24 protein-coding genes are annotated in these 25096 nt (G+C 56.4%); 11 read left to right on the forward strand and 13 right to left on the reverse strand.

Annotated features, from left to right (window positions below; translation table 11 throughout):
• Positions 1-40 precede the first annotated feature (40 nt).
• Genes cpdA through parE form a run of 3 tightly spaced genes read left to right on the forward strand, consistent with a single transcriptional unit; the run spans position 41 to position 3397 of the window.
• Entirely contained in the window at positions 41-868 is an 828-nt protein-coding gene (gene cpdA / locus GKC68_RS03965) for a 3',5'-cyclic-AMP phosphodiesterase (RefSeq protein ID WP_028723576.1), read from the forward strand.
• A gap of 3 nt (positions 869-871) precedes the next feature.
• On the forward strand, positions 872-1453 hold the full coding sequence (gene yqiA / locus GKC68_RS03970; RefSeq protein ID WP_028723575.1) for an esterase YqiA: 582 nt from the start codon (positions 872-874) through the stop codon (positions 1451-1453).
• Between the two features lie 48 nt (positions 1454-1501).
• Positions 1502-3397 carry a DNA topoisomerase IV subunit B gene (parE, locus tag GKC68_RS03975; RefSeq protein WP_058706398.1) on the forward strand — a complete coding sequence of 632 codons (1896 nt, stop codon included), beginning with the start codon at positions 1502-1504 and terminating at the stop codon, positions 3395-3397.
• A gap of 60 nt (positions 3398-3457) precedes the next feature.
• On the opposite strand, the gene GKC68_RS03980 is transcribed toward parE, so the two are convergent.
• Both GKC68_RS03980 and GKC68_RS03985 read right to left on the reverse strand, forming a co-directional pair.
• Positions 3458-3766: a putative quinol monooxygenase gene (locus GKC68_RS03980; protein ID WP_013027237.1), complete on the reverse strand. Its 309-nt coding sequence runs from the start codon at positions 3764-3766 to the stop codon at positions 3458-3460.
• A gap of 31 nt (positions 3767-3797) precedes the next feature.
• Positions 3798-4379, reverse strand: a complete 582-nt coding sequence (locus tag GKC68_RS03985; protein ID WP_028723574.1) for an NAD(P)H-dependent oxidoreductase — start codon at positions 4377-4379, stop codon at positions 3798-3800.
• Between the two features lie 156 nt (positions 4380-4535).
• Here GKC68_RS03985 and GKC68_RS03990 point away from each other — a divergent pair, with 156 nt between their 5' ends.
• Positions 4536-5303: a transporter substrate-binding domain-containing protein gene (locus GKC68_RS03990; protein WP_028723573.1), complete on the forward strand. Its 768-nt coding sequence runs from the start codon at positions 4536-4538 to the stop codon at positions 5301-5303.
• A gap of 325 nt (positions 5304-5628) precedes the next feature.
• On the opposite strand, the gene GKC68_RS03995 is transcribed toward GKC68_RS03990, so the two are convergent.
• The 6 genes from GKC68_RS03995 to GKC68_RS04020 all read right to left on the reverse strand — a co-directional run bounded on the left by GKC68_RS03995 (position 5629) and on the right by GKC68_RS04020 (position 10928).
• Positions 5629-6489: a ketose-bisphosphate aldolase gene (locus tag GKC68_RS03995; protein WP_028723572.1), complete on the reverse strand. Its 861-nt coding sequence runs from the start codon at positions 6487-6489 to the stop codon at positions 5629-5631.
• An 86-nt stretch (positions 6490-6575) separates the two neighbouring features.
• Entirely contained in the window at positions 6576-7427 is an 852-nt protein-coding gene (locus tag GKC68_RS04000) for a class II fructose-bisphosphate aldolase (RefSeq protein WP_028723571.1), read from the reverse strand.
• Positions 7428-7436: 9 nt separating this feature from the next.
• Positions 7437-8528 carry a PTS fructose transporter subunit IIC gene (locus GKC68_RS04005; RefSeq protein ID WP_028723570.1) on the reverse strand — a complete coding sequence of 364 codons (1092 nt, stop codon included), beginning with the start codon at positions 8526-8528 and terminating at the stop codon, positions 7437-7439.
• Between the two features lie 11 nt (positions 8529-8539).
• A complete protein-coding gene (locus GKC68_RS04010) occupies positions 8540-8854 on the reverse strand; it encodes a fructose PTS transporter subunit IIB (RefSeq protein ID WP_342656602.1) in 315 nt (104 codons plus the stop codon).
• 22 nt (positions 8855-8876) lie between these two features.
• A complete protein-coding gene (locus GKC68_RS04015) occupies positions 8877-9347 on the reverse strand; it encodes a fructose PTS transporter subunit IIA (protein ID WP_028723569.1) in 471 nt (156 codons plus the stop codon).
• A gap of 18 nt (positions 9348-9365) precedes the next feature.
• Positions 9366-10928, reverse strand: a complete 1563-nt coding sequence (locus GKC68_RS04020) for a transcription antiterminator (RefSeq protein WP_028723568.1) — start codon at positions 10926-10928, stop codon at positions 9366-9368.
• Positions 10929-11320: 392 nt separating this feature from the next.
• Here GKC68_RS04020 and parC point away from each other — a divergent pair, with 392 nt between their 5' ends.
• The 3 genes from parC to ftsP all read left to right on the forward strand — a co-directional run bounded on the left by parC (position 11321) and on the right by ftsP (position 15952).
• A complete protein-coding gene (gene parC, locus GKC68_RS04025; protein WP_028723567.1) occupies positions 11321-13594 on the forward strand; it encodes a DNA topoisomerase IV subunit A in 2274 nt (757 codons plus the stop codon).
• Positions 13595-13638: 44 nt separating this feature from the next.
• Positions 13639-14376 (forward strand): 1-acylglycerol-3-phosphate O-acyltransferase, encoded by a 738-nt coding sequence (locus GKC68_RS04030; protein ID WP_028723566.1) that lies wholly within the window; start codon positions 13639-13641, stop codon positions 14374-14376.
• 145 nt (positions 14377-14521) lie between these two features.
• Complete coding sequence (gene ftsP, locus GKC68_RS04035) at positions 14522-15952, forward strand: cell division protein FtsP (protein WP_028723565.1); 1431 nt, start codon at positions 14522-14524, stop codon at positions 15950-15952.
• Positions 15953-16008: 56 nt separating this feature from the next.
• On the opposite strand, the gene GKC68_RS04040 is transcribed toward ftsP, so the two are convergent.
• Together GKC68_RS04040 and dkgA are read right to left on the reverse strand one after the other, a co-directional pair.
• The gene (locus GKC68_RS04040; protein ID WP_342656603.1) at positions 16009-16944 is read right to left on the reverse strand and encodes a flagellin; all 936 of its coding nucleotides are present in this window, start codon (positions 16942-16944) and stop codon (positions 16009-16011) included.
• A gap of 504 nt (positions 16945-17448) precedes the next feature.
• On the reverse strand, positions 17449-18276 hold the full coding sequence (gene dkgA / locus GKC68_RS04045; RefSeq protein ID WP_028723563.1) for a 2,5-didehydrogluconate reductase DkgA: 828 nt from the start codon (positions 18274-18276) through the stop codon (positions 17449-17451).
• 192 nt (positions 18277-18468) lie between these two features.
• Between dkgA and GKC68_RS04050 the strand changes: the two genes are divergently transcribed.
• Positions 18469-19377, forward strand: coding sequence for an AraC family transcriptional regulator (locus GKC68_RS04050; RefSeq protein WP_028723562.1), 909 nt, complete (start codon positions 18469-18471; stop codon positions 19375-19377).
• 12 nt (positions 19378-19389) lie between these two features.
• On the opposite strand, the gene GKC68_RS04055 is transcribed toward GKC68_RS04050, so the two are convergent.
• The 3 genes from GKC68_RS04055 to GKC68_RS04065 form a co-directional block, all read right to left on the reverse strand.
• Positions 19390-20052, reverse strand: a complete 663-nt coding sequence (locus GKC68_RS04055; protein WP_028723561.1) for a DedA family protein — start codon at positions 20050-20052, stop codon at positions 19390-19392.
• A gap of 216 nt (positions 20053-20268) precedes the next feature.
• Positions 20269-21459, reverse strand: coding sequence for a cystathionine beta-lyase (gene metC / locus GKC68_RS04060; RefSeq protein ID WP_028723560.1), 1191 nt, complete (start codon positions 21457-21459; stop codon positions 20269-20271).
• 77 nt (positions 21460-21536) lie between these two features.
• Positions 21537-22343, reverse strand: coding sequence for an IclR family transcriptional regulator C-terminal domain-containing protein (locus GKC68_RS04065; RefSeq protein WP_028723559.1), 807 nt, complete (start codon positions 22341-22343; stop codon positions 21537-21539).
• 186 nt (positions 22344-22529) lie between these two features.
• Here GKC68_RS04065 and GKC68_RS04070 point away from each other — a divergent pair, with 186 nt between their 5' ends.
• Genes GKC68_RS04070 through pcaF form a run of 3 tightly spaced genes read left to right on the forward strand, consistent with a single transcriptional unit; the run spans position 22530 to position 25096 of the window.
• A complete protein-coding gene (locus tag GKC68_RS04070) occupies positions 22530-23219 on the forward strand; it encodes a 3-oxoacid CoA-transferase subunit A (RefSeq protein WP_028723558.1) in 690 nt (229 codons plus the stop codon).
• A gap of 10 nt (positions 23220-23229) precedes the next feature.
• Positions 23230-23883, forward strand: coding sequence for a 3-oxoacid CoA-transferase subunit B (locus GKC68_RS04075; protein WP_013027219.1), 654 nt, complete (start codon positions 23230-23232; stop codon positions 23881-23883).
• A gap of 10 nt (positions 23884-23893) precedes the next feature.
• On the forward strand, positions 23894-25096 hold the full coding sequence (gene pcaF / locus GKC68_RS04080) for a 3-oxoadipyl-CoA thiolase (RefSeq protein WP_028723557.1): 1203 nt from the start codon (positions 23894-23896) through the stop codon (positions 25094-25096).

Raw genomic sequence — 25096 nt, forward strand, 5'->3', positions numbered from 1 at the left:
CGTATAATGCATTGAATGGCGTAGAGACGAAGGAAACGCTTTGGATAGCCTGCTAACTCTTCCTGCGGCAACAGAATCTGGGGTGCGGATTCTGCAAGTGACGGACACGCATTTGTTCGCAGGAAAACACGAATCGCTGCTGGGAGTGAATACCTGGTCGAGTTATGACGCCGTGCTGGACGCGATCATCGCACAACAGCGCGACTATGATCTCATTGTGGCCACCGGCGATCTCTCTCAGGATCACTCGGTCGAAGCCTATCAGCATTTTGTTGAGGGCATTTCGCGCCTGCCAAAACCCTGCGTCTGGCTGCCGGGTAATCATGATTTCCAGCCGGCAATGGTGGATACGCTGGCCAGGGCCGGCATCAACGCACACAAGCATGTGCTGGTGGGCGAACACTGGCAGGTCGTGCTGCTGGACAGTCAGGTCTTCGGCGTGCCTCATGGCATGTTAAGCGACTATCAGCTCGACTGGCTTGATAACGCTCTCGCGCGCTTTCCCCTGCGTCATACGCTGGTGCTGCTACACCACCATCCGCTTGCTTCAGGCTGCACCTGGCTTGATCAACACAGTTTGCGCAATCCCCATCAGCTTGATGCCGTGTTACAGCACTATCCGCTGGCAAAAACGCTGGTGTGCGGCCATATCCATCAGGAAATGGATATGGCGTGGCACGGTCGCCGCGTGCTGGCCACGCCTTCCACCTGCGTGCAGTTCAAACCGCACTGCACCAGCTTTACCATTGATACCCTTGCGCCAGGCTGGCGCTGGTTTACGCTGCACAATGACGGTCAGCTTGATACAGAAGTGAACCGGCTCACCACCCAGGCGTTCTGCCCCGATCTAGATGCCGAAGGATACTGACGGATGAAGGCGCTGCTTTACCTGCACGGCTTTAACAGCTCCCCGCGCTCAGCGAAAGCGACGCTGTTCAAACAGTGGCTGAGTCACAATCATCCCGATATAGAGATGATTGTGCCGCAGCTTCCCACTTTTCCGGCCGAGGCCGCGGCGATGCTGGAAGACATCGTGTTAAGTCACAGCGGGCGTGAAATGGGCCTGGTGGGCTCCTCGCTGGGCGGTTACTACGCGACGTGGCTGTCCCAGTGCTTTATGTTGCCTGCAGTGGTCGTTAACCCTGCCGTGCGGCCGTTCGAGTTGCTGGTGGATTTTTTAGGGGAGAATCAGAATCCCTACACCGGTCAGCAATATGTGTTAGAGTCTCGCCACATTTACGATCTGAAAGTGATGCAGATTGAACCGCTGGAAGCACCTGATTTACTGTGGTTGCTACAACAAACCGGCGATGAAGTGCTCGATTACCGCCAGGCGCTCCACTACTACAGCGCGTGCCGTCATACGGTGGAAGAGGGCGGAAATCATGCATTTACTGGATTCGAACGCCATTTCCCGCAAATTCTGGACTTTCTGGGCCTGAATCACGCTTGAGTAACGCGGAAATCGCAACCATTTTCTTCTTCTAATCAGACAGTTACCATGAGTCAATCAAGCTATAATGCGGGTGACATTGAGGTCCTGACTGGCCTTGAGCCGGTTCGCCGTCGCCCGGGAATGTATACCGATACGACGCGCCCTAACCACTTGGGTCAGGAAGTGATTGATAACAGTGTCGATGAGGCACTGGCGGGGCATGCCAGGCGCGTAGAAGTGATTTTACATGCCGATCAGTCGTTAGAAGTGACTGACGACGGACGCGGCATGCCGGTGGATATCCATCCGGAAGAAGGCGTCCCGGCCGTTGAGCTCATCCTGTGCCGGCTGCACGCGGGGGGGAAATTCTCTAATAAAAACTACCAGTTTTCCGGTGGCCTGCACGGCGTCGGCATTTCGGTGGTCAATGCCCTCTCTAAACGTGTCGAAGTCAACGTGCGGCGTAATGGTGAGATCTACAGTATCGCCTTCGAAAACGGTGAAAAAGTGCAGGATCTGACCGTCACGGGCACGGTTGCGAAGCGCAACACCGGCACCAGCGTCCATTTCTGGCCAGATGAGCACTTCTTTGACAGCCCGCGCTTCTCGGTGTCCCGCTTATCACACCTGCTTAAGGCGAAAGCCGTGCTGTGTCCAGGGGTGGAAATTGTCTTTAAAGACAAGCTGAACAATACCGAACAGCGCTGGTGCTACGAAGATGGTCTGACGGATTACCTGTGCGAAGCCGTCAATGGCCTGCCAACCCTGCCAGAGAGGCCCTTCGTCGGAACCTTTGCCGGTGATATCGAAGCGGTGGACTGGGCATTACTGTGGCTGCCGGAAGGGGGTGAGCTGCTGACCGAAAGCTATGTGAACCTGATTCCCACCATGCAGGGCGGTACCCATGTCAACGGTCTGCGTCAGGGATTGCTGGATGCCATGCGTGAGTTTTGTGAATACCGCAATATTCTGCCGCGCGGCGTCAAACTGTCCGCAGAGGATATCTGGGATCGCTGCGCCTACGTGTTGTCAGTGAAAATGCAGGATCCGCAGTTTGCAGGCCAGACAAAAGAGCGTTTATCCTCGCGCCAGTGCGCCGCCTTTGTGTCCGCGGTAGTAAAAGATGCCTTTAGTCTGTGGCTGAATCAGAACGTGCAGGCGGCAGAACAGCTGGCGGAGCTGGCGATCTCCAGCGCCCAGCGCCGTATGCGCGCAGCCAAAAAAGTGGTGCGTAAAAAACTGACCAGCGGCCCGGCACTACCGGGTAAGCTGGCGGACTGCACCGCGCAGGATCTGAATAAAACCGAACTTTTCCTGGTGGAAGGGGATTCGGCGGGCGGATCGGCGAAGCAGGCGCGCGATCGCGAATATCAGGCGATCATGCCGCTTAAAGGTAAGATCCTCAATACGTGGGAAGTCTCGTCCGATGAAGTGCTGGCCTCGCAGGAGGTGCACGATATTTCGGTGGCGATCGGTATCGATCCCGATAGCGAAGATCTCTCACAGCTGCGCTACGGCAAAATCTGTATCCTTGCTGATGCGGACTCGGATGGGCTGCACATCGCCACATTGCTGTGTGCCCTGTTTGTGAAGCACTTCCGCACCCTGGTAAAAAATGGCCACGTCTATGTTGCCATGCCGCCGCTGTATCGCATCGATCTGGGCAAAGAAGTGTATTACGCGCTGGATGAAGACGAGAAAGAGGGCGTACTGGAGCAGCTGAAGCGCAAGAAGGGCAAGCCAAATGTGCAGCGCTTTAAAGGGCTGGGTGAAATGAACCCGCTGCAGCTGCGCGAAACCACGCTCGATCCCAACACGCGCCGTCTGGTGCAGCTCACCGTCAGTGACGATGACATTGAACAGACTTTGCGGGTAATGGATATGCTGCTGGCGAAAAAGCGATCCGAAGATCGTCGTAACTGGCTGCAGGAAAAAGGCGATAAAGCGGATATCGAAGTGTAATCCGCAGCCTGATGGAAAAAGCCCCTGAACGGGGCTTTTTTTGTGCGTGTTCCGCCAGGATTATTTACCCGGCTCCAGCACCAGAATTTTCACGTCAGTCACATAGTCTTTAATCGCCGTACGATGGGCTTCCATATGCGGCATCTGCTGATGCTGATCAAGATGGCGCAGGGTTTCCCACTGCTCCAGCATAAAAATGGAATCGGGTGAGTTGTGCTTCCACGGTACCTGCGCCTGGTGATCGACCAGTGGGCTGTACTGATGGCAGCCTTCTTCTTCCAGCACGGTAGGAATCACCTGGTGAAACGCATCCAGCACTTTCTGACGGCAGCCCGGCTTAACACAAATTTCAGCAACGACGGTTAACATTTACGTTTCCTCTTTCTGGGTGAACGTCTATTTAAGCAAAAATCTCGCGGAGGTGCGTGCGATAACGTGCAATATCGCGTGGAACATCGGGCTGTTTCATCACGTCGTTGCAGATAAAGGTCGGCAATGCTTCCATGCCCAGGAACTGATTCGCCTTATGGAAATGCAGATACAGTCCGTCAACGCCCACGCCTTCAAAGAACTGCTCAGGGTCGGTAAAGGCCTCCAGTGGTGCGTTCCAGGTCAGTGACAGCATATATTTTTTGCCCTGAATCAGTCCGCCTGAGCCATATTTTTTTGCGCCGTCGGCACGGGTGCGGCCATCGCTGGCATACAGCTTACCGTGGCCGTCGGTGAATACCTCATCGATGTAACGTTTCACGGTCCAGGGTTCACCCATCCACCAGCCCGGCATTTGATAAATCACCACGTCGCTGTCGAGATATTTTTGCACCTCATCAGCCACGACATACGCATGGTCGGCAACGGTGACGGTGACCTCATGGCCCAGATCGCGCAGCTGGCTGGCGGCCACCTCGGTCAGCGTATGATTCAGCTCGCCTTTCGAATGGGCGAAGGTTTTACCGCCATCAATAATTAAAATGTTACTCATTAAGCTTGTCTCCCGTATGCGTCAATGGGGGTAGCTTAGGCCGTGGCGGGCGGGAGAAAAATGCGAGAATGATCACAACACTTTTGCGAATAGCGCAATAACCCCCGAGGTTATGTCACCATACCAGCGCAAACTCACTGCCGAAAAAATACAATGATGAAAAAAACACTCGTAATCACGTTACTGCTGGTGGCTGGCGGCGCGCAGGCCCAGTCGCGTCTGGACAGCGTGCTCAACACCAAAACCCTGAAAGTCTGTACTACCGGGGACTACAAACCTTACAGCTTCCTGAAACCGGATGGCAGTTATGAAGGGCTGGATATCAGCATGGCTGAATCCCTGGCCGCGTCTCTTGGGGCAAAAGTGCAATGGGTGCCCACCACCTGGAAAACCCTGATGCAGGACTTTATCGCGAAGCAGTGCGATATCGCACTGGGTGGCGTATCGGTCACGCTGAAGCGCCAGCAAACCGCCTGGTTTGCGCAGCCGCTGGGCGTGGACGGTAAAATTCCCTTGGTGCGCTGCGCAGATAAAGCGAAGTACCAGACGGTCGAACAGATGAACCAGCCCAGCGTGCGTCTTGTTGAGCCAGCGGGAGGCACTAACGAAGCCTTCGTACACAGCCACTTACCTCATGCAGCGTTATCGCTATATCACGATAATGTGACTATCTTCCAGCAGCTGGTGGACAACAAAGCCGACGTCATGATCACTGATGCCTCCGAGGCGCTGTACCAGCAAAAACGCTTTCCTTCCCTGTGTGCGCTCAATCCCGATAAACCACTGCAGTACGGTGAAAAGGCTTACATGATTCCGCGCGATGATATGAGCTGGAAGCTGTATGTCGATCAGTGGCTGCACCTGAGCACCGCCACCGGAGAATATGCGCAGATCGCCCAGCAGTGGATGGGTGTGATGAAGTAAGGAGAAAGCAGGGCGTTTACCTGATGTGTTAACGCCGGGCTTCAAAACTGGCGATAGCCGTCCGAGACGGCGCACATGCGTCACTGCCCCCCGCCACGGGAGCGGAACAGACAATTCGCCGCGCTGAGCAGAGCGAGGAAGCCAGAATTTGCCCGCAGGACGCGAGCAAAAAGCGGAGCCGGTACAGGAAGTACCGTCTCCGCTGGTTCGTCAGGCTGACGAACGACGCGAAGGTACCGCGTTAGTGGCGCGAGGACGTCAGACCCGATACTGCGGCGGTGGGAACCGCACGGAACACCAACCACACATTTTTACCCTTCAGTACTCAATACAGCGACGCTTTCCCCAGTCCACCAAACAAGTTCATTTTGTAGCGAATGACCGCTTTGGCCGCCTCAATCGCCTCAGGATAAATCACGTTTGGATCCCACCAGGTTTCGCGGGTTAAGACTTCGCGCACCTTCTGGAAATAGGCATATTTCATATCGCTGGAAATATTGATTTTACCGACGCCCAGCGTAACCGCCTCCGCCACTTCGGCATCGGGATTCGCCGAACCACCGTGCAAGACCAGCGGAATGGAAACGCGCTGAGAGATATCGCGCAGAATATGCATTTGCAACTCCGGTTTCATATCTTTGGGGTAAATACCGTGCGCGGTGCCGATGGCGACGGCTAAGGTATCCACGCCGGTGCGCTGCACAAAATCTTCGGCCTGCGCAGGATCGGTGTAAATGACTTTGCTCACGCCGCCTTCTACTGATGTCCCGGTATCGCCAATCGTGCCCAGTTCGCCCTCGACAGATACGCCCACCGCGTGCGCCAGATTCACCACCTCTTTGGTCAGTGCCACGTTTTCTTCATAGGGCAGCAGCGAACCGTCAATCATGACCGACGTGAAACCACACTGGATAGCGCGTAACACATCGGCTACCGACGCGCCGTGGTCCAGATGCAGCGTAAAAGGCACCTTGCTCTTCAGCGTACGCTCCCGCACGTAGCCAAAAAACGCATCCGTTACGAACGCCAGTTCGCTGGGGTGAATAGAGATAATCGCCGGAGTTTGTGTGGCTTCGGCTTCTTCCACCACCGCGCGGATAAAACAGCTGTCGGCCACGTTAAATGCGCCTATAGCAAAGCGGTGTTGGCGGGTGGGGCTTAACATCTCTTTCATTGAAATCAACATGTTAAATCTTCCTCAGCTTGTTTTACGACAAAGGGATGCCCTGCGCTGACGTTCAGAGACGCGCACCGGGGTACAGCAGAAAAAATTCAGATCTGATTAGCGGAGCCGGAACAGCTCAGATAGTCATGTACGACTTCGCAGCAGGCGGCCTCCATCAGCGCCAGCAGATCAGGCAGCTCAGCAGCGGGATGCTGCTTAAGCGCCTGATGGAGCGCCTGCTTGCCTGCATCAAAGACCGCCGCGCCAACGTTAATCTTGGCGACGCCGTGCTGACTGACGCGACGAATATCGTCGGCTGGCGTGCCGCTGCCGCCGTGCAGCGCCAGGGGAACCGGCGAAACCCCATGCAGCGCAGCCAGACGCTGAAAGTCGATTTGCGGTTTGACGCCCGCGGGATAAAGCCCGTGTGCGGTGCCAACCGACACCGCTAACAGATCGATGCCCGTCTGTTCAATAAACGGCAGAACATCCGCCACCTGAGTCATTTTTACCGCCGCATCGGCAAGGGCATAGGTTGGTGCATCGGCGATATGCCCCAGCTCGCCCTCCACGCAAACTTCGGCGGTATGCGCCATCTCGACCACTTTTGCCGTCTGGCGAATATTTTCTGCCAGCGGCTCGGAGGAGGCATCGATCATCAGTCCGGTAAACCCGGCGCGAAAGGCCTGTCCAATCAGCGGAAAGGCTTTTCCGTGGTCAAGCGCCAGCGCGATCGGCACGCTGGCATTCGCTGCCAGCGCCTGAACCAACGGCACGGCGACAGCGGGCGGGAAATGGCGGCTGTGCCCCTGATAAACATTCAGGATCAGGGGGGCGCGTTGCTCCTCCGCCGCCTTCACTGCCGCACGTGCGCTCTCCAGATTGAAACAGTTGATGGCCAGTACCGCATACTGGTTACGGGCAGCCCGTGCGATCAGGTCGTTCATTGCCGCGTACATACGCACTCCTTATTCCAGTGTGAATTTAATGTCGTCTTCACGAACGCTGTGGTCTTCCACGTCGTCAAACTCTTCGTCGGCTTCGGTTACCGGCTTTTTCAGCAGCGACAGCATCACGCCACAGATCGTGGTGCCGATACCGAGCGCAAGGCAGAACAGCCAGGGTTTGGTGAAGAGAGGTACCACGAACATGCCGCCGTGAGGCACGGGCGCTTCGACGCCCCAGACCATAATCAGCCCGCCAGCGACGGCGGAAGCCACCACACAGCTGCCGACGACACGAAGCAGATCGCGCGCGGCAATCGGGATCACACCCTCAGTGATCATGCAGATCCCCATGGGAAAGGCCGCCTTCAGCGCCTCTTTTTCCGCCCGGGTGTACTTATGGCGGGTTAACAGCCAGGAAAGGGTGATACCAAAGGGCGGGATCATCGAACCGACAAATTTGACCGCTTCTGGTCCGTAAATACCGTCGACCAGCATGCCATCCGCGAACAGCGACATGGTTTTATTGACCGGCCCGCCAAAGTCGAAGGTGGCCATCGCCCCCAGAATAGCGCCCATAACGAACTTCGAACCGCCCTGCATGGATTCCAACAGCGCAATCAGCGCCTTCTGCAACCAGACAATGGGCTGGCCGATGAAGGTCATCATCAAAAGCCCGGCGATAATGGTGCTCAGCACCGGTAACACCATGATCGGCATCAGGCCCTGCATCGACTGCGGCAGTCGAATGCTGCGCCGCAGCAGAATCACCGTATAACCCACCAGGAAGCCGCCAAGGATGCCGCCGATAAAACCCGTGCCGATCTGGCCGCAGATAAAGCCCACGATTAAGCCAGGCGCAAAGCCCGGCCTGTCGGCAATCGAGTAGGCGATGGCGGCGCTTATCAACGGCACGATCAATCCCATGCCCCAGCCGCCCATCTGGTTCAGCATCCAGGCAATCGTGCCGGGATGTTTGCCTACGTCCGGGCCACCGATGACCTGGCCCAGCGCGATACAGATCCCGGCGGCGACAATCAGCGGGATCATCCAGGAGATCCCCGTCAACAGATGACCTTTGATCTCCTGTCCGTACTGTCTTTTGTTATCGTTCATTGTGGATCTCCTCAGGCACGCGCCAGTGAATCCGCCACTTTTTCCAGGAACTTGATCGGCGACTTGATCACTACTTCAGTTTTCAACCTGACGATCGGTTTACCGCGAAAGCGTTCCTCACCGTTGATCTTGACATCCACCGCCAGAATGACGACATCGGCGGCGGCGATGGTTTCCGTATCGAGGGCATTTTCAGTACCAATGGTGCCCTGCGTTTCCACGTGGATGGTGTGACCAAGGGCATGGGCACCCTTGATCAGTTTTTCGCGCGCAATGTAGGTATGCGCGATACCCGCCGTGCAGGCGGCAACACAGACAATGTTCATGGTCTACCTCGGACGTGTAGGATTAACAGAGGTCGGTTTCGGCGTACTGGCTGAACAGCCGAATGATTTCGCTGGGGTCGTTTTCCACCAGCAACTGCGCGATCACCTCATCATCGGCCAGCGCACTGGCCACCTGGGACAGCAGGCGAATATGGGGGGTATTTTGATCTTCAAGGCGCACGGCAAACAGGATGATGCAGCGCACCTGGCTGCCATCCAGCGTTTCCCAGGGAATATCCTGCTGGCTGCGCCCAATGGCTAGCGTGGTCTGTTTCACGGCTGACGATTTCCCGTGAGGAATGGCAATGTGATTTTCAAACCCTGTCGATCCCTCTGCCTCGCGTAGCCAGACATCCTTGATAAAGGCCTGTTTATCGTTAATCGCACCGTCACTGAACAGCAAATCGGTCAGTTCAATGATGGCCTCCTCTTTACTGCTGGCTTGCAGGTTGAGATTGACGCGGCGTGGCGTAAGAATGCGAGAAATATCCATCAGTCAGACCTCATTCAGTTAATGTTCTGCCAGGGCGCTGTTAACGGCCTTCGGCAGTCGGCTACCAATCATGGCGTCAGTCACACGGCGAATATCGTCGTCATTGAAAAACGCGGTTACATACACGACAGGAAACAGCGAGGTGTCGAGGTGAATAGTCGAGATCACCAGATCCACCGGCTCCTGTTGGCAAAAATCGCCGAGGTTACTGGCCGAAATGACGCCCGCAATAATCCAGTCCGGGAACGCGCGCAGAATACGGCTCTTCAGGAGATGCGAGGTGCCCACGCCGCTGGAACAGACCAGCAAAATGCGTTTATGGGCGATTTGCCGTTCCAGCGCGGCCTGAAAATGGACACATAAATAGCCCACTTCGTCGTCAGCAATCGACCCGTAATGAAATCGCGCGGCGGTAAGCTGCATGGCCCGCTGAGTCAGCGTAAAAATTTCACTCAGCTCCGTTTTAATATCATCGAGCAATGGATTACGAATGCTAATATGATATTTCAGCCGGTTTAGTAATGGCTTAATATGGAAAAGTAAACCTTCAAATAATAAAGGATCGGCAGTGAGGTCCTGTTGAATCAGTTCTGAGAAGCAGCGAATTAATTCAATCGTAATATTACGCGAGGCTTCATTCGATAATTGATATTGCGGCAACATATCGCTGCCACGTTCTTCAACCACAATGCCCGACGAAATAATGTACTGATAAATAAATCCGACTTCATCCGCCGGCACTGACTGGCCTAAACGTTGTTCAACCTGTCGCACCATTTGGCGGGCAATCTTCAGAATGCGATTATCCATTTCCTGAGCGCTCAGCGCTAACGGCAGCGATAAAGCCTTACCCTGCGACATGCGGTGGATCATAATCAGGATGTGGGTGGACAGATTGATGTAGTACGCATCGCTCAGCGGATAGCCAAGCTGCTGCTCCATCTGCTGCAGCAAGGTCTGCACAAACGCCACATCCTCCTCGCCAAAATAGTGGATCAGCGCCTGATAACTGCCCGGGTCCAGCCGCGGTAGCGCCGTGTTACTGCCACCGCTGTGCTGCATAACATCATTAATCAGCGATACCATCGCCTGGCGTAATGCCTGCTCACTGCCTTCGACATGCGTACCGCTCTGACTTCTGACCAGCGCCAGCGCCAGCGGTTGTAGCCACTCTTCAATGACCTTTAAATCGTTGACGATAGAAGCATGACTAATGAAATAGCGTTCAGATAACTTACTGATTGAGGTTTCACGCGGCGCGTCCCTCAGCAGCTGTGACAGAATTTTCACCCGGCGTGCATTGTTGCTTAAACCTTCAGACCAGTTCTCGTCACTGGCCAGATGCTGCTGTAATCGCAGGCGTTGCGCGATATCCTCGGTTTGCAGTATCACGCTGCGACCGGGCAGCTTGATCAACTGCGCCTGCCAGGCGCCCAGCCAGAGTTCCAGGCTTTGCAAATCGCGATAAATACTTTTTTCGGAAACGGTTAACTGCTGGGCTAATTGCGTTAAAGCCAGGGGCGTACCCGCCTGCAGCAGTAATTTTAGTAACCGGTGTTGTCGTGAAGTCAGATTCTGCATTCAGTCACCTGTCTATTATTTCGTTAGCGGTGCTTAAGTGGCAATTCGTTAAATCCAACCTGGAAAAAAAATAAAAGCGTGTAACAGCGTTAAAATTGAATGTAGGGCGTGGAAGGCGAATCAACAATACTAAATGTTGTCCCCGAAACGGGACAGGATTAACAGGCTATAACGTCGCCCGTAATTAATTGCGAGCGCGGTCACAAACTATTATAAATAAGACAACACGTATTTTATCCTTAGCGTAATTTTTGGCGTCGGATAAACAGGGAAAAAACCCCTGGCTGACTGCGCCTGGACTGTGACTAACACCCACGAATAAGGTACTATCCTCGCCAAACAACCGCCGGGTGATCCGCCGTCGCGGGTCACGATGTGAGGATGAGGACTTAATGAGCGAATTGACGCAGGATGGTGCAGAGCGTCTTGCCCTGCATACGTTTACTGAGAATGCGTACTTAAATTACTCCATGTACGTCATCATGGACCGCGCGCTGCCTTACATTGGCGACGGTTTAAAGCCCGTGCAGCGCCGTATTGTCTATGCCATGTCAGAGCTGGGACTGAACGCCACAGCCAAATTTAAAAAATCCGCCCGTACCGTCGGTGACGTACTGGGTAAATACCATCCTCATGGCGACAGCGCCTGCTATGAAGCCATGGTGCTGATGGCGCAGCCGTTTTCCTACCGCTATCCGCTGGTCGATGGTCAGGGAAACTGGGGTGCGCCTGACGATCCTAAATCGTTTGCCGCCATGCGTTATACCGAGTCGCGTCTGTCGAAGTATGCCGAAGTGCTGCTGGGCGAGCTGGGGCAGGGCACCGCTGACTGGGTGCCGAACTTTGACGGCACGATGCAGGAGCCGAAGATGCTGCCGGCGCGGCTGCCGAACATCCTGTTAAACGGCACCACCGGCATTGCGGTGGGCATGGCAACGGATATTCCGCCGCACAACCTGCGTGAAGTGGCGCAGGCCGCTATCGCCCTGATTGACGATCCGAAAACCAGCCTGGATGCGCTGCTGGAAATCGTGCAGGGCCCGGATTTCCCGACTGAAGCCGAGATCATCACGCCGCGTGACGAGATTCGTAAAATCTATCAGAACGGACGCGGGTCGGTGCGTCAGCGCGCGGTATGGAAAAAAGAAGACGGCGAAGTGGTGATTACCGCGCTGCCGCATCAGGTATCCGGCGCGCGCGTGCTGGAGCAGATCGCCAACCAGATGCGCAACAAAAAGCTGCCGATGGTAGAGGATCTTCGTGACGAATCCGATCACGAAAACCCCACCCGGCTGGTGATCGTGCCGCGATCTAATCGCGTCGATCTTGAGCAGGTGATGAACCACCTGTTCGCCACCACCGATCTGGAAAAAAGCTACCGCATCAACCTCAATATGATCGGCCTGGATAATCGTCCGGCGGTGAAAAACCTGCTGGAGATCCTGTCTGAATGGTTAGTGTTCCGTCGCGACACCGTGCGCCGCCGTCTCAACCACCGTTTAGAACGCGTACTGCGCCGTTTGCATATCCTCGACGGTTTGCTGGTGGCGTTCCTCAATATTGATGAAGTGATTCATATCATCCGTACCGAGGACGAGCCGAAACCGGTACTGATGTCGCGCTTTGACATTAGCGAAACCCAGGCCGAAGCGATCCTTGAACTCAAGCTGCGTCATTTGGCGAAGCTGGAAGAGATGAAAATTCGCGGCGAGCAGAGCGAGCTGGAAAAAGAGCGCGATCAGCTGCAGGCAACGCTGGCCTCTGAACGCAAAATGAATACGCTGCTGAAAAAAGAGCTGCAGGCAGACAGCAACAGTTTCGGCGACGACCGCCGTTCACCGCTGCGTGAGCGTGAAGAAGCGAAAGCGCTGAGTGAAACCGAGCTGGTGCCGTCCGAGCCTGTCACCATTGTGCTGTCGCAGATGGGCTGGGTGCGCAGTGCTAAAGGACATGACATCGACCCGGCAGGGCTGAGCTACAAAGCGGGCGACAGCTATCTGGCGGCGGCGCGCGGCAAAAGTAACCAACCTGTGGCCTTTATCGATTCCACCGGACGCAGCTATACGCTGGACCCCACTTCGCTGCCGTCGGCACGCGGGCAGGGCGAGCCGCTGACCGGTAAGCTGACGCCACCGCCGGGTGCCGTAATGGAGCAGGTGCTGATGGAGCCGGAAGAACAGCGTTTGCTGATGGCGTCTGATGCCGGATACGGTTTCATCTGTACTTTCAACGATCTGATTTCGCGCAACCGTGCGGGTAAAGCGCTGCTGACGCTGCCTGAAAATGCCCGCGTGATGACGCCCATGGCTGTACATCACGAAGATGACATGCTGCTGGCCATTACGCAGGCGGGCAGGATGTTAATGTTCCCGGTCGGCGAACTGCCACAGATGTCGAAGGGCAAGGGCAACAAGATTATCTCGATTCCGTCTGCGGATGCCGCGTCGGGAGCGGATAAACTGGCCTGGCTGATGATCCTGCCACCGGGCAGTGCGATTACGCTGCACGTTGGCAAACGCAAGCTGCAGTTACGCAGTGAAGAGTTGCAGAAGTTCCGTGCCGATCGGGGCCGTCGTGGCACATTGCTGCCGCGCGGCCTGCAAAAAATTGATCGGGTCGAACTGGATGCGCCGGCACGTCCCGGCAGCGCGGACAGCGACGCGTAATTCACCCGGCTGGCCGCGGCCAGCCGTGTCACATTGAGGAAAATATGTTACTGATATTACGCACTATTATCGTCGTGATTTATTCAATATTACTGAGTTTTTTTGGCTGTATCTGGTGCCTGTTCTCGCCACGTAATCCCCGCCACGTTGCGACCTTTGGTCACCTGTTTGGCAAATTATCGACGCTGTTTGGGCTTAAAGTTGAGCTGCGTCGTCCCGAAGGCGCAGATAACTACGGCAACGCGATTTACATCGCTAACCACCAGAACAACTACGATATGGTCACCGCAGCCAAGATTGTGCAGCCAACAACGGTCACCGTCGGTAAAAAAAGCCTGTTGTGGATACCTTTTTTTGGTCAGCTTTACTGGCTGACCGGCAACCTGCTGATCGATCGTGACAACCGCGCCAAAGCACACGGGACAATCGGTGAGCTGGTGGAGCAGTTTAATAAAAAACGCATCTCCTTCTGGATGTTCCCGGAAGGCACGCGCAGCCGTGGTCGTGGGTTGTTACCCTTTAAAACCGGGGCATTTCATGCTGCTGTTGCCGCAGGCGTGCCGATCATTCCGATTGTGGTATCCAATACTCACGGCAAGATTAACCTCAACCGCCTGAAAAACGGACTGGTGATTGTGGAAATGCTGCCGCCGGTGGACGTGAAACAATTCGAATCCTCTTCGGTGCGCAAGCTGGCGACTCACTGCCGGGAATTGATGGCGGCCAGGCTGGAAGAGCTGAACGCCGAAGTCGAAGAACGCGAAAAAAACGGTAAAATCTAACCGGTAAGCCCTTTATCGGACTATTCTGCATGGATGCCCCACGGCGAGCCAGCATGACGTTGCTCGCCGTGCACGCAGCACAGCAATGACAGCAATAAAAACAGAGTTGGCGGTTCAGCGCCACGCGTAAAAGGTCTGAAATTCAATGTCTTTCAGCAGACGTCAGTTTATCCAGCTTTCTGCCGGTGCGGCGCTCAGTGCCGCGCTTGTGCCTCATGCGGCGCGTGCCGCTTCTGCGGGCGGTGACACGCCCCTGCCTGTCCCGCCGCTACTGGAATCTCGCCGCGGTCAGCCACTGTTTCTGACCCTGCAGCGCAGCCACTGGTCGTTTAACGGTGATAACAATAAAGTCCCGGTCTGGGGCATCAACGGCATGTACCTCGGCCCCACGGTGCGCGTGTACAGCGGTGATGATGTCAAACTGATTTACAGCAACCGCCTCAATGAACCCGTTTCAATGACGGTCAGCGGCCTGCAGGTGCCGGGCGCCCTGATGGGCGGCGCGCCGCGCATGATGTCAGCCGGGGTCGACTGGGCGCCGGTTTTACCGATTCGCCAGAGTGCCGCGACCTGCTGGTATCACGCCAACACGCCAAATCGCATGGCCCCGCACGTGTACAACGGCCTGGCGGGCATGTGGCTGATTGAAGATGACATCAGCAAGCAGTTACCTTTGCCGAAACACTATGGCGTGGATGATTTCCCTCTGATTATTCAGGATAAAAGGCTGGATAACTTTGCCACCCCGGTTTATGACCCACCGGGCGACGGCGGTTTTCTCGGCGATACGCTGCTGGTCAACGGCGTGCGTAACCCTTTTGTCGAGGTATCACGTGGCTGGGTCCGTCTGCGGTTACTGAACGCCTCCAATGCGCGGCGTTATGAACTGAGCATCAGTGACAACCGGCCCTTCACGGTGATTGCCAGCGATCAGGGCTTTCTGCCGTCACCCGTCGCCGTACAGCGCTTAACTCTGGCGCCGGGCGAACGGCGTGAAGTCTTAGTGGATATGTCGCAAGGGGATGAAGTCTCCATCACGGCAGGCACGGCGGCGGGCATTATGGATCGTTTGCGCGGTTTCTTTGAGCCTTCCACGATCCTGACCTCAACGCTGGTGCTTACGCTGCGGCCTACCGGCCTGCTGCCGCTGGTGACGGATAACCTGCCGATGCGTTTGCTGGCCGATCAGATTCTGGATGGCGCCTCGGTACGCACGCGTGAGTTCCGCATTGGCGACAGCCTGCCGGGCATCAATGGTGCCGTCTGGGATATGAACCGCATTGATTCTACCGCACAGCAGGGCACGTTCGAACGCTGGATTATTCGCGCCGATCGTCCGCAATCTTTCCACATCCAGGGCGTTATGTTCCTGATTAAGAGCGTAAACGGCGCTCAGCCGATGGGCGAAGATCGCGGCTGGAAGGACACGGTCTGGGTGGACGGAGACGTAGAGCTGCTGGTGAGCTTTACGCAAAGTTCTTCTGAGCATTTTCCGTTTGTCTATCACAGCCAGACGCTGGAACTGGCGGATCGCGGCACGGCAGGTCAGCTGCTGACGCAACCCACGCTGTCTTAGCGGCACACGTGCTTCAACAGGGCAGGAGAGCCTCTCCTGTCCGTGCCCTTCGGAGATTAAAACCGAAGAAGCTGCAGCATCAGCTGGGGCATCTGGTTGGCCTGAGCCAGCATCGCTACGCCGGCCTGCTGTAAAATCTGTGCCTGTGACAGCGCCGATACTTCTGTCGCGTAATCAACATCCTCTATCCGGCTCCGTGCGGCAGTGAGATTGGTCACCATGCTCCCAAGGTTGGCGATAGCGGACTGAAAGCGGTTCTGGTCTGCCCCCATCCTGCTGCGTTGCGTGTCAACGAACTGAATCGCCCGGTCAATGTCAGTCAGAGGCGAGTTCCCCGTCGCTGTCCCGTTCGCTCCGCCAGTCACGGCGCCTTTCAGAACGTCAAAACCCTCTACGGCAACCGTACGTGCGGCCCCGTTAACGGTGTCACCTGATGTCATCTGCCGGACGTTGAGCGTGGTGCCGGTTGTTCCCGCTTTTAGCAGGTTGTACCGGTCACTCGAGTCAATATCGATGCTGAGGGTTTCACCGTCTTCCGCACCGACCTGAAAGCGATACTCGGACGCACCCGATCCGGTATTCAGCACCTTAATGCCATTGAAATCCGTTTGCGCCGTAATGCGGTTAATTTCCTCCATTCGCTGGTTCACTTCGGTCTGAATCGAGTCGATATCCGCAGCGGAGTTGCTTCCATTTTGTGCCTGTACCGTCAGGACGCGTATACGTTGCAGGTTGTTATTGATTTCATCGAGCGCGCCCTCCGCGGTTTGTGACAGCGAAATACCCTCACCGGCGTTTCGGGTGGCAACCGTCATTCCGTTGATCCTTGAGGTCAGACGGTTGGCTATCGCCATCCCGGCAGCATCATCTTTAGCGCTGTTAATGCGGAGTCCAGAAGAGAGGCGTTCAATGGCCGTCGACATCGCGTTTTGCGAAAGGAAAAGGTCATTCTGAACGATCAATGACAGGATATTGGTATTGATAACCGACATGACAGGCTCCTGGGTTGCTAACGTTACGCTTTACTCCACTGCGCGCTAATGCCGCGATCCCTTGAACGGGCGCGGGCAGGCAGCAGAGCCAGGCTAAAAGATCATAACGTTAATCATTATCACCCCGGTTATGAGACGGGCAAAGCCAGTCACCCCGGCGGTGTGTTGCAAAGCGTGTCGCGCTAACAGGAAAGGGCGCCATCAGCAGGCTAAGCCCGTTTTTAAACGGCACAGATAACCGTATTGCTGCCGAATAAGGCAAGGTTTTAAAGGGGGGATTTGACTTATCGAGGCGCAGGATGTGGCGATGTGCAGGCGAGCCGCTTATCTTGTGCCGCAGAAGACGAATGCGCCTGACGCAGGCTGATCATCAATGATGTCCTTTGACACAGATTTTAAAAAATCGTAAAACTCCCCGTTCCTGCTCAGCTATAAAAAAAAGCCTCCCCCAGCCGGGAGAGGCGATGCGTACCCACTCTCTTGTTAAGTCGGGTCAGGCGACGGTCAGCCGTTGAACGTATCCGGGTCAGGCCCCAGGCGATTACCGCTGTCCAGCTTCGCAATCTCGCTCATTTCTGTCTTATCCAGACGGAAATCAAACACGTTGAAATTTTCTTCGATGCGCGCAGGCGTAACGGATTTAGGGATCACCACCAGGCCGCTGTCCAGGTGCCAGCGGATGACGATTTGCGCCGGGGTTTTACCGTATTTTTTCGCCAGCGATTTGATGATGTCCTGATCGAACACGCCTTCACCGCCCTGAGCCAGCGGACTCCAGGATTCAGTCTGAATCTGGTGCATGGCGTTCCAGGCGTGAAGCGTGCGCTGTTGCAGCATGGGATGGAGCTCAATCTGGTTGATGACCGGCGTCACGCCCGTCTCTTCCAGCAGTCGCTTCAGGTGCGGCTGATTAAAGTTACACACGCCGATGCTCTTCACCAGGCCCTGCTGCTGCAGTGCGATCATGTGTTTCCAGGCTTCAACGTAGTGATCATTCTCAGGACACGGCCAGTGTATCAGGTAGAGATCAACCTGATCCAGCTTGAGTTTTTCCAGGCTGGTTTCCAGTGCCTGCTGAACGTTTTGCTGGTCGCTGTTCCACAGCTTGGTGGTAACAAAGATATCGTCACGCGCGACCTCCGTTTCCTGTAGCGCCTGACCTATGGCTTCTTCATTTTTATACGCGGCGGCGGTATCAATTGAGCGATAGCCGACCTCCAGCGCTTTCAGCACGGCATGACGGGCATCTTCGACGCTGGCTTGCCACACGCCAAGTCCCAGTTGCGGCATCATGTTACCATCGTGCAGTTTGATAATGGGTTGGTCTGCCATAACATGCTCCTTACATTTGCAGTAAACCAGTGAATCCTCGCTGTGCTTAAGTCTAGCTAACAATTTTCAGGCTGCCTGTGAACCGCACAGGATAACCCTGCCTGATCCTGTAAACTTCTTGCCTGATTCTCCATTTTGCTGGCGAATTAACCTGGCGCGCGGCAAACTGCTGTTTTATTTTCTGGAGTGATTATGCCTCACGACGCATTGTGCCAACGTCTGGCTCAGCAGGTGGTCACGCTGATGACACATAGCCGTCACCAGCGCTGTCCGGTAGAAAACGTTTCTCTGATCTATGCCGATCAGTACCGTCCGCGCACGCCCATCATGTATCAGCCGGGCATCGTCATTCTCTTTCAGGGCGGTAAAACTGGCTATCTCGGCAGTACGGTTTTTCAGTACGACGCCACAAAATATTTAATGCTGACCGTGCCTTTGCCGGTCGAATGCGAAACCTGGGCCTCACCAGAGCAGCCGTTGGCCGGGATGTGTTTACGTGTGGATACGGCCAGTCTGCAGGATCTGCTGATGGATATAGGTGACGACGAAGGGTTTCAGCCACAGCCGCTCACCTCCGGTATTCACTCCGGCTGGTTAACCGAGCCCATGTTGTGTGCCGCAGAACGCCTGCTGGATGTGATGACGCAGCCGCGCGATGCGCGCGTGCTGGGGCCGCATATTGTGCGGGAGATTATTTATTACGTGCTGACCGGGCCGATAGGCGGTGCGCTGCTCTCGCTGGTGAGTCGGCAAACGCAGTTCAGCCAGATCGCCCGCGCGCTGCGCCGCATTGAGAATCACTATGCCGATAACCTCAGCGTGGATGCGCTGGCGGCGGAAGTGAACATGAGCGTGTCGGCGTTTCACCATAATTTTAAGGCCGTCACGCAGACGTCGCCGTTACAGTACCTCAAACGTTATCGTCTGCATCAGGCGCGGTTGCTGATGTTGCACGATGGCCTGAAAGCCAGCGTGGCGGCCGTGCGGGTTGGCTATGAAAGTCCGTCGCAATTTTCGCGAGAGTTTAAACGCTATTTTGGCGTGACGCCGGGAGAGGAAGTGAATCGGGTGCGCCAGACGGTGGCCGAACCGCCCGCCTGACGCTACCCGCTGTCAGGCGTGTTTCTGACGACGTTTTTTCCAGATCACGAAGACGCTGCCCACCAGGCCGACCACCAGTAGCACCATCGGCAGTATCATCAGGATCGCCATCACCTGATCTTCGTGACGTTTGATAAAGGGCACCTGGCTGATACCGTATCCCAGCGTGACCACGATGCCGACCCAGAGCAGGCCGCTGAGCCAGTTAAACAGCTGGAAACGGGCATTAGACAGCCCGGAAATGCCCGCCATGGTAGGCAACAGGGTACGAATAAACGCCAGGAAGCGGCCAACCAAAAGCGCCATCAGACCATGACGGTTGAACATATTCCAGGCGCGTTGATGATATTGCGCCGGCAGCTGCATCAGCCAGCTCTTCACCAGCTTCGTGTTGCCCAGCCAGCGCCCCTGCAGATAACTCAGCCAGCAGCCCAGACTGGCGGCGGCCGTGAGTATCACCAGCGTCGGGAAAAAGTCCATCACGCCTTTAGCTACCATGGCACCGGCCAGTAGCAAGAGGCTGTCGCCAGGCAAAAAAGAGGCAGGTAACAATCCATTTTCCAGGAATAGCGTCATAAACATTACGCTGTAGACGATCCAGACGACTTCTGGATTGGCCAGCGCGGCAAAGTCCTGATGCCAAAGCGCGTGCACAATCTCGTGTAAAACACCCATTAGCTATCCCATTACGTCAAAATGAAATTCAATTGTTCTGTTCAGACCTGGCTGACCTCTTACTTCCCACCACAGCATTGCGCGGTGAAGGGGTAAAATGTTGCGGTTCTTCTGCTGACTGAACACTTTTTATAGATCGAATGTTAACAGCTAACCAGCCATGACCGGGTGTAATATCACGACGGTCGGCGCCTGGTTTATGTCATGTTTACTATTTTAGCGCGTGAGGCGATCAAAGCCCGCCTCAAGATCGACCAGCAGGTCATCGACATGCTCAAGACCAATGTGGAGCCGTATCAGCGTCCCCTCAAAGTCAACGCCACCGGCCGGGCGAATGGCCGCTAACTCATCGGGCTGGTTGGCTAAAATCAGTGACTCATATCCGCCCCAGGAATAAGCCATGCTGAAGTGATGAAAATGGTCGAGATAATTCGCCAGCTGTTCACGGCTCAGTTTTTGCCGCAGCACGAATGAAAATAAACCGCTGCTGCCGGTGAAGTCACGCTGCCAGAATGCATGTCCGCGGCACGAGGGCAGCGCCGGATGGTTAACCCGCGCCACTTCTGGCCGCGCAGAAAGCCACTCTGCGACCTGCAGCGCACTCTCTTCATGCTGGCGCAGACGCACGCCCAGCGTACGTAGGCCACGGCTTGCCATGTAAGCCGTGTCGGCATCCACCATCTGGCCCATCAGGTAGCTGTTTTCGCGCAGTTGATCCCAGCAGCGGGCGTTGGCGACAGCGGTGCCAATCATGGCGTCACTGTGGCCGATCAGGTATTTCGTTCCAGCCTGAATAGAAATATCCACGCCCAGGGCCAGCGGGCTGAACAGCACGCCTGCCGCCCAGGTGTTGTCGATCATAATGATGGCGTCTGGCGCTTTAGCGCGTACCGCCGCAACGATAGCCGGCACGTCCTGCACTTCCATGGTGATGGAGGCGGGAGATTCCAGGAAAACCACGCGGGTATTGGGCTGAACCAGCGCGGCGATGTCGTGACCAATACAGTGATCAAACCAGGTGGTCGAGACCTGGAGCTTGCTGAGGATTTTTGTGCAGAAGTCCTGAGTCGGTTCATAAACGGCACCGCTCATTAAAATGTGATCGCCCGCTTCGACAAACGCGAGGATGGCGTTGGAGACGGCTGCCGCGCCGCAAGGATAGAGAACACAGCCCGCACCGCCCTCCAGCTCCGTCATGGCATCCTGCAAGGCGAAATGCGTCAGGGTGCCGCGACGGCCGTAAAACAGTTCGCCTTTCGCGCGCCCTGCGGTGGCCCGTTTTTTTTCTGCAACGCTATCGAAAACCAGTGAAGAGGCTCGCTGAATGACCGCATTCACCGAGCCTTGGGTATAACGCTTGTTGCGTCCAGCGCTGACGAGGGTGGTATCAATTTTTTTCGTGGTCATGACTCTCTACTTTGCCGCTTGCAACTTAACCTTCACGTTACCACGAATTTTGCAGCGACGTTGAGGGGCAAAACAGATTATTGACGCAGCAGCAGGGAGATTTCCCGGGCCGCCTCCTGCAGCAGCGGCAAATGGCGCTGGCGCAGCGTATCGGCGGAAACCTGCCCGGCATGCACGCCCACGTTGAGCGCGGCCACTATTCTGCCCCCCGGCGCGCTGAGCGGCACGGCGAGAGATCGCAGCCCGATTTCCAGTTCCTGATCGTTAATGGCGTAGCCCTGCTGCCTGACGCGCGCCAGTTCCTCACGCAGCGCGCTGCTGCTGACCAGCGTATGACTGGTATAACGCAGCTGGGTCAGGCGCGCCAGGTAATCGTTAAGCGGTTCACTGGCCAGGCCGCTTAACAGCACTCTTCCCATGGAGGTGGTGCTGGCAGGCAGGCGGCTGCCGATGTGCAGGTCAATCGTCATAATGCGCGATGCCGACGCACGGGCGATGTAGAGAATGTCGTCTCCGTCCAGCACCGCCATCGAACAGGACTCGTTCAGCGTCTGGCTGAGCTGACGCAAAACCGGCTGCGAGGCGCTGGCAAGCGGCGTTGCGCCTAACCAGTTGTGGCCGAGAGAGAGCACGCGCGGACGCAGTTCAAAGTTTTTGCCATCCTCCGCATACACAAACCCCAGCTTGCTCAGCGTATACAGACAGCGCCGCACGGCCGCACGAGGAATGCCTGTACGCTGGCTGATTTGCGACACGGACATCAGGCGACGCTGTGGGGTAAAGGCCTGCAGCACCTCCAGTCCACGCGCCAGGGAGGCCATAAAATTGGGATCGCCTTTCCAGGGATCGCTGTTACCGCGCAGTGGTTGTTGTTCATCCGTCATGGTTTTCTCCGGTTAGTGGCTGGATGCGCGCACGCCTGTGTGCGCGATCACAATGTTCTGTTTTATCTCATCAGCGACCGATAATCGCACACTATTTCGATTATCGGTATTGTTTGCTGTCACAGAGCGATCTACTTTTTGGCTATTCACGACAAGCCGGCCTGTGCCGGGCGAAAGGAAGAGCAAATGATCGATAAAAGTGTGGCAACGCTGGCAGAGGCCGTTGCGGTGATACCAGACGGGGCCAGCATCATGATTGGCGGATTCGGACCCGCAGGCCAGCCCCTGGAACTGATTGATGCGCTGATTGACCATGGCGTACGCGGGCTGACGGTGATCAGCAACAACGCGGGCAACGGCGAAAGTGGCCTGGCCGCGCTGCTGAAGGCAGGCTGTGTTGAGAAGATGATTTGCTCTTTTCCCCGCCAGGTCGATTCCTGGGTGTTCGACGAACGCTATCGCCGGGGAGAAATTGCACTGGAGCTGGTGCCGCAGGGCAACCTTGCCGCCAGAATGCAGGCGGCAGGGAGCGGGCTGGGGGGCATTTTCACGCCAACCGCCTTTGGCACACCGCTGGCGGAGGGCAAAGAAACCCGTGAAATCGACGGTCGTCATTACGTATTTGAAAAGCCGCTTAAGGCTGATTTTGCCCTCATCAAAGCGCATCAGGGCGACCGCTGGGGCAACCTTGTTTACCGCAAAGCGGCACGAAATTTCGGTCCGGTGATGGCCATGGCCGCGGCGACCACGATTGCGCAGGTGGCAGAACTGGTGCCGCTCGGCGATCTCGATCCTGAAAACGTCGTCACGCCGGGCATTTTTGTGCAGCGGCTGGTGGCCGTGGCTAATCCCGTGACCCTGACCCTTTCCGCCTGAGGAGTAGGCTATGCAAAAACTCACCCGAGACCAACTGGCACAGCGCGTGGCGCGCGATATTCCTGAGGGCGCCTACGTCAATCTGGGCATCGGCCTGCCCACCCGCATTGCCAACTATCTGCCCGCAGATAAAGAGATCTTCCTGCACAGCGAGAATGGGCTCCTCGGCATGGGGCCCGCGCCCGTCGCCGGAGAGGAGGATCCGGAGCTGATCAACGCCGGGAAAGAGCAGGTAACGCTGCTGCCTGGCGGCTGTTTTTTCCACCACGGCGACTCGTTTGCCATGATGCGCGGCGGGCATCTGGATATCTGCGTGATGGGGGCTTATCAGGTGTCTGTCGGCGGCGATCTGGCTAACTGGAGCACCGGGGCGCAAGACGCAATTCCTGCCGTGGGCGGGGCAATGGATCTCGCCATCGGCGCGCGCAAAGTCTATGTGATGATGGATTACCTGACCAAAAAAGGGGAGTGCAAGCTGGTCAAACAGTGCAGCTATCCGCTTACCGGTCTGGGCTGCGTCAGTCGTCTCTATACCGATATGGCCGTGATCGATATTACCCCGCAGGGCCCGCTGGTGGTGGAGTGCTGCCCCGGGCTGAGTTTTGATGCGCTGCAGGCGTTAACGCCGGTGCGTTTATTGCAACCTGAACTGGCGACCGCCTGAGGAGAAGCTGATGCAACAGGCGTTTATCTGCGATGCACTCCGCACGCCGTTTGGCCGTTACGCGGGCGCGCTTGCCAGCCTGCGTGCTGACGATCTGGCTGCTTTACCCTTAGCGGCGCTGTTAGCCCGCCAGCCGGCGTCGGTGGCGCAGGCTATTGACGATGTGATTTACGGCTGCGCAAATCAGGCGGGAGAAGACAACCGTAACGTGGCGCGCATGGCGCTGCTACTGGCCGGGCTGCCCTCCAGCGTGCCGGGCACCACGCTCAACCGTTTGTGCGGCTCGGGGCTGGATGCCATCGGCACGGCGGCCCGGGCGATCAAATGCGGTGAGGCCGAAATAATGATAGCGGGTGGCGTGGAGAGCATGTCGCGCGCCCCCTTTGTGACCGGCAAAGCCGACAGCGCATTTAGCCGTTCCCTGAAAATGGAAGACACGACGATGGGATGGCGCTTCATCAACCCACAAATGCGCGCCCGCTTTGGTGTCGAAACCATGCCGGAAACGGCAGAAAACGTTGCCCGCGAGTTCGCTATCAGCCGCGCCGATCAGGATGCTTTTGCCCTGCGTAGTCAGTTGCGTACCGCCCGGGCGCAGGAAATGGGGCTGTTTAGTGACGAACTGATGGCGGTGAGCATCCCACAGCGCAAAGGCGAAGCCCTGAACATCACCTGTGACGAGCATCCGCGCAGCACCTCCCTGGCCGCGCTGGCGGGTCTGAAAGGCGTGGTGAGCCCGGAAGGCAGCGTCACGGCGGGTAACGCATCGGGCATTAACGATGGGGCCTGCGCCTTGCTGCTGGCGAGCGAGAACGCGGCGGCAGAACACGGACTCACGCCATTGGTGCGGATTGTGGCGATGGCGGCCTGTGGCGTGGAGCCGCGCATCATGGGCTATGGTCCGGTGCCTGCCGTGCGTAAAGTGTTGGCTCAAAGTGGCCTGACGCTGGCGCAAATGGACGTGATCGAATTAAATGAGGCTTTCGCTGCTCAGGCGCTGGCGGTGACGCGCGCACTGGGACTGGCCGACGATGCTGCCCATGTGAATCCCAACGGCGGCGCGATTGCGCTGGGACATCCGCTGGGCGCATCAGGCGGCAGGCTGGCCATGACCGCAGCGTATCAGCTGCGGCGCACGGGCGGCCGTTACGCGCTGTGCACCATGTGTGTGGGCGTGGGGCAGGGCATCGCACTCATTCTGGAACGGGTATAA

Origin of the sequence: Pantoea sp. RSPAM1 (assembly GCF_038816185.1) — a bacterium.
Taxonomy (GTDB): Bacteria; Pseudomonadota; Gammaproteobacteria; order Enterobacterales; family Enterobacteriaceae; genus Pantoea; species Pantoea ananatis.